This is a genomic window from Spirosoma litoris, assembly GCF_054776755.1.
On record NZ_BAAHBI010000059.1, the window covers coordinates 1 to 9,670 of the forward strand.

Consider the following 9,670-nt stretch of genomic DNA (forward strand, 5'->3'; position numbering starts at 1 on the left):
TTGGTTGATGTATCCATAAAATAAGCTGAGGGATGTGTCAACCTATTTCAGGACGAGTCATCTTCCGGAAAAAAGCCGACGGCAATCTACAAGCCTTTTTTACGGCTAATAAAATCTACAAGGCAACCACCCCTCCCGAACAGGTTGCCAAATTTCTGGGCAGCCAATATTACTCCTGTGCCGACGTAAGACTAACCGGCCCATCGGGCGAGAATCTTCATTTCAACTGGTGGCAGGGCATGGCCTCGTCTCTGGTTAAAGCCGGGAATGCTTACGTCAATTCGTACACGTATTACCTGGCAATTTCGTTCGCACCCAACACCATTACGGAGGCATTCAAACAGGCCGCCCGAACCAAAATGGATACCTCAGGGTTTACGTTTCGGCAGCGATTTAAGCACTGGTTTGTGCTGGATACCGCAACACCCATTCGAATTTCCGAAACGGAAGACGGCAGCTTCGTGATTATCTGGCAAACCTATCACGATGTCGAACGTTTCAGCCACTACATCGACTGGCTTAAGACAACTCTGTTCGACAACAAGACACCTGAATCCACCGAGAAATCGGTCGCTCCTCCCGTTATTCCGTCTACCAGACATCAACACGAACAGGCCATAGGACAACCACCGAAAGTATACGCCCATAGTCGTCGATAATCTCTACCATCATGAACAGTCTACTTAAAAAAATCTTCGGTACGTTTGGATCATTGGCCATTACACTCATTGGCTTACTGGTACTCGCCTGCGGACCGAGTTCACGGAGAGGCTACCGCATTGAAAAAGGCGAAGTAGTTATGTATCGAGGCTTTCCCGCGAACCGATCCGTTATTCCTGAAGCGGATACAGACTCGTTTACCATCATCAACGATGATTACGGCAAAGACAAAACTCATGTATTCTACATAGGCCAAATCATCCAAAATGCCGACCCCGCTACATTTGAGTACTTATCGGGGGCTTATTCCAGGGATAAAACCAATGGCTACAGTCGGCATGAACTTATTAGCACCGACGGTCCTCATTTTAGGGTTATTCCGAATAGCAATGACACGCCGACGAATGTAACAGCCGAGGGCGCGCCCTACGTTTGCGATAGCCATCGCGTATATAAAGACATGTTTATCATTGAAGGGGCGGACCCGGCTTCGTTCGTCTTTGTTCCGATGTTCAACGGGTATTACCTGGCCCGCGACAAACGACGGGTTTATTTTCAGGAAAAACCCATAGAGGGCGTAGATGGCGCGACGTTCCGGAAAGTGTCGGACTTTAACTTCTGCGATAAACACCGTGCCTGGGGATTGGTGCTGGGTCAATACACGCATTGGGCGCCACTCGAAAACGTCGATCTCGCTAACTTCTCCAGTGCCGGGCAATACTACGCCAAAGACAAAAACAGTAAGGGGTCGGGGGTGAGGTGAATTACATAACACATGTGCGTCAAAAAATACCTCAAAAACCGGCAGTTGGAGAAGCAAATCCAACGATTAACAGAGGCAGAACGGCAGGCTATTTTAACGGCTTCGCCGTTTGAAACGGGCTATTTTCAGGGCGAAGGATTTCATGTTTTTCTGAAGAGCGAACCTGATTTTCAGAAAGCCTATGTAGATAGCCTGGGGGAGGTTTCGGCACAGATCGCCGAAGACTGGATTATCCGAAAATACGTATTGGCGAACCATAAAAATCGTGATTAAGGTGTGTATCGGTATTATCATATTCGGGGCCGCTTCGATGTGGACGTAGTTGATGAGGATGGGTATACCGCTCTCTATCACGCTGTAACACCTTATGGTGGCAGCTATGATGCTGTCGAATTATTGGTAGAAGCCGGAGCCAATTTACCCCCCTATGAATAATGTCGACTCTCTGATTAAAGTCGGTTGGGAAGGCGTTGCGGGTAATGGCTAAGCGAGTGAAGCCCTGTCAATTGCCACTTTTGCTCTCATTCTAGCCACCTATAAACCCAAATCCACCCTGTATAGAGTTGCTTCATACTGACCTGATAGTCGTAGTAAGTTTGATCTGTCAAACGAAATCATTTTAAACGACAAACATCAATGGAGCCAATTAAAAATGCGTCACCTGCTAAACCCGAAGATGAACAATACAATCGCGTTCAAACAATGATTCAGTGCTACGTTGAATCGATTGGACTGACTAAAGACCAGACTTATGGCGCTAAAAACAATAACTGGCTTTGGAAAAATGGCTCTGCAACGATTGAGGTCTACATTCAAACCATCAAGTTTGAGAGCGGAAGTCGACGCGATTACCTCCGTATTTTCTCTCCTCTGCTTCAGGTTCCGGCCAACAACTTGCTGGGTTTCTATCGCCACTTACTCGAGCTCAACGACTTGCGGCTAGGCGTAAAGTTGTGCATCGCCCCAAATACGCAAACCGTTTACGCCACCTACGAGCGTGACATTCGGGGAATGGACTACCAGGAACTCACGACCTGCATCCGCGATCTGGAACTCTGGGCCGACGAATTAGACGACCAGCTAAAAGCACAATTCCCCAACTGGTCGAACTAAGTGCGGTCAGGTAAAATCAAAGTCGTCCTAATAGCACGCTAATTAGCTACTTGATCTCTTATAAGACGTTATGGCCACGCGCAGTTTATTACTCTCCCTCACGCTGACGTTCATTTTAGGCTATTCGTTTACCGTTGGCCTCACAGATCCCAATTCGTTCTTAAAGAAAATACCCGACTGGCTGGGCATACCGCTATTTTTAGGATGCTTTCTGCTGTATCTTTTGGCGAGCTGGTGGGCGTTCAAAGGCTTCGGTGATCATAAATTCATTTCCCTCGTATCAATGGGATTTTGTGTATTCAGCATCGGGATTTATGCCACGATTTTCGCGATGGAAATGGGGCATGGCAAAGCCGCAAAGGGACAGTATGATTATGATTTCACAACCCTCGACCCCACCGAAAAAGCCATTCTGACGCAGATTACGCATGATGCGGGATTAGGCTTACAGGACGCTGTTTTTACCGAACACTGGCACATTGGGCAGGCCGAAAAAGCCACCGAGCCCCGCAACGATTTTCAACTTTGCGTACAAAAAGGGCACATAACCGCGCTGAATTTATCCGATCATCCCATCCAGAACCTGGCGGCTCTTTCGCAACTTCCTCAGTTGGGCGATTTGTATTTGAGAAACTGTGGCTTAACTGACATGAGCGGCTTGCAATCGGCTAGGCTAGGTCGATTAGATGTCTCTGATAATCAGATTACCGACTTAAAAACCTTACGAGGTTGCCCCAATGTTCAATGGCTATTTGCCATGAATAATCGCTTAACGTCGACCGATGGTCTCGATCAATTCAAAGCCATCGTCAGCACCAATTTTCGCGGGAATTCTATTCCGCAATAAGCTATTAAAACCTATCATTCTTATCCTCGAATTAGCTTACTACCAAACCTATAAGGTTTTTGAAACCGTATAGGTTTATTCCATTTAGTCATGCTTAACACCCTATTGCCTTTCCGTCAATTCAATTATCAGACTGAATTAACCGCGGATGTGATTAGGCAGCGTTTAACCGACAACGTGATTACGGGCTTTAGTTTCTATAGCACCAAACCCTATTACGGAAGCTTCACACCGTATGGTTTTTCGGTGCGAAAAACGAGCAGTAACTTCAAAAAGCAGGGTATTAGTCCAAGCATAGATGGCATGTATAGAGCCAGTCAGGGTAAAATGCTGGTTACGCTTAACATACGCCCACATATGGTTTGGTTTGTTGCCCTTTTTCTGTTGTGCTTTCCCTTTGTGTTCTTTATTATTCTCGCCATTCCTAAGGTGTTCAGAACTGGCGACATTACGATTCTTGTCAACACGCTCTTCCCGGCTGTGCTCGTCTACGGAATCTTCTGGCTTATTTCCCAGGTACAATGCAGTTCGGCCATCCGCTTTTGGGAGCAAACCTTACAGCTAGAACAGCGCCACCCGTAAAGCGAAATCCACCACTTTTCGAGTAAACTCCACCTGTTATCCAGTCGTGCTTTTGAGGGCTTCGGATTCAAGTAAGTTTGATTCACTTAAGAGCCTCTACAGCCATGACTGACAAACTGCAAGTACTCTGTTTCGGTGTCTTCCTGATGGCGTATTATTACTTCGTCCAACGATGTCTAAATTCTTTGACCTTTTTTCCCGCTAACCCTGACTATGAAATCGCTCTTCCCTTACGTAATCCTAGTTGCCTTGTTGCTGGCTGGTAGTCGGCTAGTCAATCGCCAGCAAACGTATCTACGCACAATGCAGGAGCCATCTACTGCTAAACTCACACGATAGCATAAACGGGATGATACGAACGTAGACGTTCGCGCCATCAAAACACCTCAATCAGCTCAAACCTCATTTTCAATCATGAAACTTTACTCATTTATCGCCCTCTTTAGTATGCTCACGGCTCAAACTCTTTTAGCGCAGGATGGTAACTGGCGCATTGAAAAAGCGCAGTTACCCAATGGCAAATTCTACGACGGCACCTTGAACATCACACGCGTTGGTCAGTCGTATGGCGTAAACTGGCAAACAACGGCAGGTAACTACAGCGGCCTGGGTTTGCTGGCCGATGGAAAACTGTTTGTGGGTTACGGCCTCAACGGAGGGTACGGCATTGTGGTTTATAAAACGAACTCGGCCAATCAGCGTATCGAAGGAGTCTGGACAGCGTCGGGTCTGGATGGCGCTACCGGCACCGAAACCTTAACGGGTCGCGATGGAAACTATGACCTGGTCGGAACAAATCCAGATGGGCGTCCCTATCGCGGAAAATTAACCCTGCAAAAAACCGGCGACACCTTTCAGGCGCAGTGGCAGGTTGGCAATGGTGTTTACAACGGCGTAGGCTTCATGAGTGGAAATTATCTCGTAATTGGCTATGGCCCCGGTCAGGCGTTCGGAACGGTCGAATACGTGCTGGCAGGCAACAAAGCCCGTGGTCGTTGGGCAATGGGCGGAGGCAGTCAATTCGGCATTGAAAATATTACCCGTTAAGATGTAACTTACTGACTTTCTGGCGCGGGCATTCGCCCGTGCCTTTATATAAGCGCGAGTGTATACTCGCCATATTGACCAGCACGGGCGAATGCCCGCGCCAGAATAATTCCACTTCAACGTATGCACTCCTTGTTGGCTTTCCTTCTGGTTTTTACGATCTGTTGGGGAGCCAATGCGCAAATGCCTACGCTAACGTTTGACTACATCACCACCAAAGAAGGACTACCCTCCAATGACGTTTGGTGCATTACCAAAGACAAACGGGGCTTTTTGTGGATCGGCACGGGGCGGAGTGTTTGTCGCTATGATGGGTACACGTTCCAAACAGTCGACGATCAGCGATTAGGCTATTGTTCAGGGGTTTCAACCGATTCGGCAGGAACGGTTTACGCGGCTATTTCCACAAAAGGCTTATGCGCGATTAATCCCGAGATGTTGACCGTCGAAACGATTCTTCGGAATAATTATGAAGACGACGACCGAACCAACGACATGCACGAACGGGTATTCGTTGATTCCTACAATCAGGCTTGGGTAGGCGATTATACTGCCGTGAAACGCTACGATCTGGCTCGAAAAAAACTCCGGATGTACGCCCTTGCGTCGGGCAATAACATTCATCAGGACGCCACCTTTTTCGAAGATAACCAACGAAGGCTCTGGGTCATTTCGGAAATAGGACTTTACTACTATGACCGTCAGCACGACAAACTAATCTGCCTATTGGGTCAGGAAGCCCAATTGGCCAGCAACAAACGCCCTGTTCGGCTGGAAATGGCCTTTCAGGATACCAAAGGCGTAATCTGGATTGGCGCCTTCGACGCCGGCTTACTTCGCTTTTCGCCCCCGGCTGGAATGCTCCGGACTGGAGAATTCAATCATTCATCCTTTTCATTTCTAAGCAAGGAATTTGCCAACCAGAACGTAATCTGTGGTCAGGGGTCCGTTGATGCGAACGGGCGAAAGCTATTGTTTATAGGTACCGAGAAGGGGTTAAGTCTCTATTATCCCGACGAAAACAAGGTGTATCATCTACCCGAATTTTACGATAAGGGTATCCATGTCAAGGTCATGTACGACGATAAAGACAATGGTATTCTTTGGATCGGTACGCGCAAAGGACTTATCAAGTATCGGTATCGAAATCCGGGGATTCATACCATCGACATACCCGCCAGCGCCGTTCGGTTGCCGGTTGAAGTGACAAGCTCCTTACAGTTAGCCAACAAGCGTTTTCTGTTAGGTCTCTCCCATTCAGGCGCATTGGCCTGGCAATCGACCACCAACCAGTTTCGCCTGTGGCCCTATCCTACCAGCACTTACACCCATCGACTGCAATGGATTCAGAACCGCCCGATGGCCTTCACGGATAAAGGCGTTTTTGTCGGCAATCCGTCGACAGAAACCTTTTCAGTTTTACCAATTGCCTCTCGTTTGTTCACATCCACCGAATTCCGCGATGGTTTGATAGACCAGAAAGGGCGATTCTGGATTGCCAACATGACGGAAGGCCTCAAAGTAGTTAACCTATCGACGAATACAGAACTAAAACTCTGGCCCGAATCGGCAGGGAAACAACTCTGCCAGAACAACTACATCAAAGCGATTACGGAAGGAAACGACGGCAAAATCTGGGTGGCGACCTGCCCCAATGGGTTATATTATTTCGATGAACCCAAAGCGCGTTTTGTCAACATCATGGAGTTACCCGTCAATAAGGGCAAAAGTCTGGGCGGGCTCTGTATTAATGCTGTAGAACGTGGCCAGGGCGGTTCCATCCTGGTTGCCAGTTGGGGGGGCGTCAATAAAATTTCATCAGCGGGCCAAATTCTGGCTTCGTTCGATTACCAGCACGACAAGCTATCAGATACCTATTGCTCTACTATCTGCGACGATAAAGAAGGCAATCTGTGGTTCAGCACCAACGAAGGCATTCACATCGCCAACCTGAATACCCGGAAAATCAAGTACCTCACCACCATCGAAGGATTGAGCAGCAACGACCCAGTCGGGTTTCTGAAAACCAGCTCGGATGAGTTGATTTTAGGCCACATCAATACCATCAATTTGTTGAATATAAATGCTCTGCTTCGTAGCAAAATCATTCCACACATTGCACTCAGCTCGGTCGAGGTGAAGGGAAAAATGCTTCATCAGGACCTTACGAAAGAGATAATTTTACAACCCGACGAAAATTCGATCACACTCAACTTCTCGACACTGAATTTTGAACCGGCATCCAAAAACGTATATAGCTATCAGTTAGAAGGCTACGAACCGAACTGGGTCGATCTGGGAAACCAGCATACCGTTTCGTTTACCAACCTGCCCGCGCGCTCGTATACGCTGCATGTCCGCAGCAGCGATAGTTTCGGCCTAAAAAGCAAGCAACCACTGGCTATTCACCTAACCATAAAGCCTTATTTTACCAATACCTGGCTTTTCAGAACACTCATCGGCCTATTCATCGCTGGCCTGATTGTGCTGATGATGCGCTGGCGAGTCAATACACTTGACGAACGAAACCGACTCGATTTACAGATAACCGAATGGCGATTAAAAGCCCTGCAATCGCAGATGAACCCACATTTCCTGTTCAATTCGCTCAACTCCGTGCAGAGTTATTTGCTCACCAATCGGGGGGTTGAGGGCGCTAAGTACTTATCGAAATTCTCCAAGCTGGTACGCCGGATTATGGAGAACTCAAACCACCAATACCTATCCTTCGAGCAGATCATCGACACGCTGCGTATGTATGTTGAGATTGAGGCATTCCGTTTCAACCACGAGTTCAGCTATTCATTTGCTATTGAAGACAATGACGTTTTGCTCGATGCGCTCTTGCCCCCCATGCTCCTGCAACCCTACGTCGAAAATGCCATCTGGCATGGTCTGATGCCCAAAGAAGGCGCTAAAACACTGAAAATTACGGCTTGTATCCAGAACAATCACATTGTTTGCACTATTGAGGACAACGGCGTTGGGCGGGCGTTTGCCCCTCGAACAGAAGGCCATATTTCTCGTGGGCAGGAGATGACAAAAGGAATTTTCGAATCGCTCCGACGGAAGGACAAGGAAGCTCAATTAGAAGTGATTGACTTAGTTGATACGGATAATAACCCAGCGGGAACGCGGGTAAAAATGACTATTCCCATCGAAAAAGCGTAACGTTATGAACCAACTTCGTGCTGTATTAATCGACGACGAAACCAATGCCCGCGAGGCATTGACCAATTTATTGCGCCTTCTTTGCCCCGAAGTGGCCCTTGTTGGCGAAGCTAAAAATGCCGATCAGGGAATTGAGTTAATCCAGAACGTAAAGCCCAATCTGGTTTTTCTGGATATTCAGATGCCCGGCAAAACGGGCTTTGATTTGCTGGCCAGTTTCGAGAAAGTCGATTTCGGGGTGATTTTCACGACGGCTTATCAGGAGTTTGCCATTCGGGCATTCCGGTTCAGCGCCATCGACTACCTCCTCAAACCCATTGACCCCGACGAGCTACAGGCGGCCGTCGAAAAGTCGAAATCGCAGGTAGCGGGGGTAAGTCCACAGCAACTTCAGATTTTGCAGGAACACCTCGACGCGACGCAAAGTCTGCGGCTCTCCGAACGCAAAAAGAATGACAACCAGCGCATTGCGTTGCCCACCGCCGAAGGCATTCATTTTGTGCAGATGACGGACATCATCCAATGCGAATCGTTGGGATCGTACACCAAATTTCACCTGGTGAAAGGGCCAGCCATTGTGGTATCGCGACTGCTGAAAGAGTACGAAGAGATTCTGGACAACTACTATTTTTTCCGCGTCCACCAATCAAATATCGTGAACCTCGAACACATCAAACGCTACGTAAAAGGCGACGGTGGCCAGGTCTGGATGAGCGACAACACCGAGATCGAAGTATCGCGCCGTCGCAAAGAGGAATTCCTATCGCTACTGTCTGACTTCTACGTGAATTCGGGGAAGTTGAAGTAGAAAATATATGTTTTTTGGGGCTTTACCTACCGTTAACTCACTTCGCTGTTTTGGCTTAGGAAGTGAGAGCGGATAGGTATTTCTTTGCTTAAATAGTAAGGCGTAGAACTAAACGAGACAGGGAATCTGCAAGAAATAGTTTCGTGTAGTTGCGTATAAAAGTATGTTGGGTGATGCCAAACAAGATGTGAGTGTAAGGCGGCTTCCGGTCGACAGACCGCTCGTCCCAGCGGTCGGGTTTTGGGTTCCATTTCCGAGTTCCGGTTGACAACGCAAACGCCTGAATAAGATATCTTAACAGGTTTGATAAGGCAGGTTCCGGTTGACACATGACACATGAATTAATCGACATTATCGAAAGTGTAAAGGCCGAATTCACAGACACTTCAGATTTGCTTTGGACAGGCTATGACAGTGCTAACGAAGCAAGAGAGGAGTTAAATGAATATATTACTCAACTTCGTCAAGGTGACCAAAGTGGTTTAGAGACGTTGCAAGCCCATTTTTGGCCATCGTGTACTTTTCAAGAGCACGCCCTCATGAACGGATGGTCGGAGAAGTACATGGAGCTTTCTCAGAAATTTGACCGCATTTACGCTAAGATAAAAAAAGGGTAGCTTTCCGGGTACTGTCTTTGTTTGCAAGAAAAACGCTATAATTTTTTCAAGATTCGACTAAT

At 47.6% G+C, this 9,670-nt stretch carries 12 protein-coding genes; all 12 read left to right on the forward strand.

What is annotated here, in order from left to right; all coding sequences use genetic code 11:
• Positions 1-32: 32 nt before the first annotated feature.
• The 12 genes from ACYVGR_RS30730 to ACYVGR_RS30785 all read left to right on the forward strand — a co-directional run bounded on the left by ACYVGR_RS30730 (position 33) and on the right by ACYVGR_RS30785 (position 9,608).
• Positions 33-659 carry a hypothetical protein gene (locus tag ACYVGR_RS30730; RefSeq protein WP_460963796.1) on the forward strand — a complete coding sequence of 209 codons (627 nt, stop codon included), beginning with the start codon at positions 33-35 and terminating at the stop codon, positions 657-659.
• An 11-nt stretch (positions 660-670) separates the two neighbouring features.
• The gene (locus ACYVGR_RS30735; RefSeq protein ID WP_460963797.1) at positions 671-1,423 is read left to right on the forward strand and encodes a DKNYY domain-containing protein; all 753 of its coding nucleotides are present in this window, start codon (positions 671-673) and stop codon (positions 1,421-1,423) included.
• A gap of 12 nt (positions 1,424-1,435) precedes the next feature.
• The gene (locus ACYVGR_RS30740; RefSeq protein ID WP_460963798.1) at positions 1,436-1,696 is read left to right on the forward strand and encodes a hypothetical protein; all 261 of its coding nucleotides are present in this window, start codon (positions 1,436-1,438) and stop codon (positions 1,694-1,696) included.
• A gap of 3 nt (positions 1,697-1,699) precedes the next feature.
• Positions 1,700-1,858: an ankyrin repeat domain-containing protein gene (locus tag ACYVGR_RS30745; RefSeq protein WP_460963799.1), complete on the forward strand. Its 159-nt coding sequence runs from the start codon at positions 1,700-1,702 to the stop codon at positions 1,856-1,858.
• A gap of 201 nt (positions 1,859-2,059) precedes the next feature.
• Positions 2,060-2,536, forward strand: a complete 477-nt coding sequence (locus tag ACYVGR_RS30750; protein WP_460963800.1) for a hypothetical protein — start codon at positions 2,060-2,062, stop codon at positions 2,534-2,536.
• Between the two features lie 70 nt (positions 2,537-2,606).
• Complete coding sequence (locus tag ACYVGR_RS30755) at positions 2,607-3,383, forward strand: leucine-rich repeat domain-containing protein (RefSeq protein WP_460963801.1); 777 nt, start codon at positions 2,607-2,609, stop codon at positions 3,381-3,383.
• A gap of 90 nt (positions 3,384-3,473) precedes the next feature.
• On the forward strand, positions 3,474-3,965 hold the full coding sequence (locus tag ACYVGR_RS30760; RefSeq protein ID WP_460963802.1) for a hypothetical protein: 492 nt from the start codon (positions 3,474-3,476) through the stop codon (positions 3,963-3,965).
• Between the two features lie 213 nt (positions 3,966-4,178).
• On the forward strand, positions 4,179-4,304 hold the full coding sequence (locus tag ACYVGR_RS30765; RefSeq protein WP_460963803.1) for a hypothetical protein: 126 nt from the start codon (positions 4,179-4,181) through the stop codon (positions 4,302-4,304).
• A 75-nt stretch (positions 4,305-4,379) separates the two neighbouring features.
• The gene (locus ACYVGR_RS30770) at positions 4,380-5,012 is read left to right on the forward strand and encodes a hypothetical protein (RefSeq protein ID WP_460963804.1); all 633 of its coding nucleotides are present in this window, start codon (positions 4,380-4,382) and stop codon (positions 5,010-5,012) included.
• Between the two features lie 123 nt (positions 5,013-5,135).
• Positions 5,136-8,183, forward strand: coding sequence for a two-component regulator propeller domain-containing protein (locus tag ACYVGR_RS30775; protein WP_460963805.1), 3,048 nt, complete (start codon positions 5,136-5,138; stop codon positions 8,181-8,183).
• 4 nt (positions 8,184-8,187) lie between these two features.
• Positions 8,188-8,991, forward strand: coding sequence for a LytR/AlgR family response regulator transcription factor (locus ACYVGR_RS30780; RefSeq protein ID WP_460963806.1), 804 nt, complete (start codon positions 8,188-8,190; stop codon positions 8,989-8,991).
• A gap of 329 nt (positions 8,992-9,320) precedes the next feature.
• Complete coding sequence (locus ACYVGR_RS30785) at positions 9,321-9,608, forward strand: hypothetical protein (RefSeq protein ID WP_460963807.1); 288 nt, start codon at positions 9,321-9,323, stop codon at positions 9,606-9,608.
• Positions 9,609-9,670 lie beyond the last annotated feature (62 nt).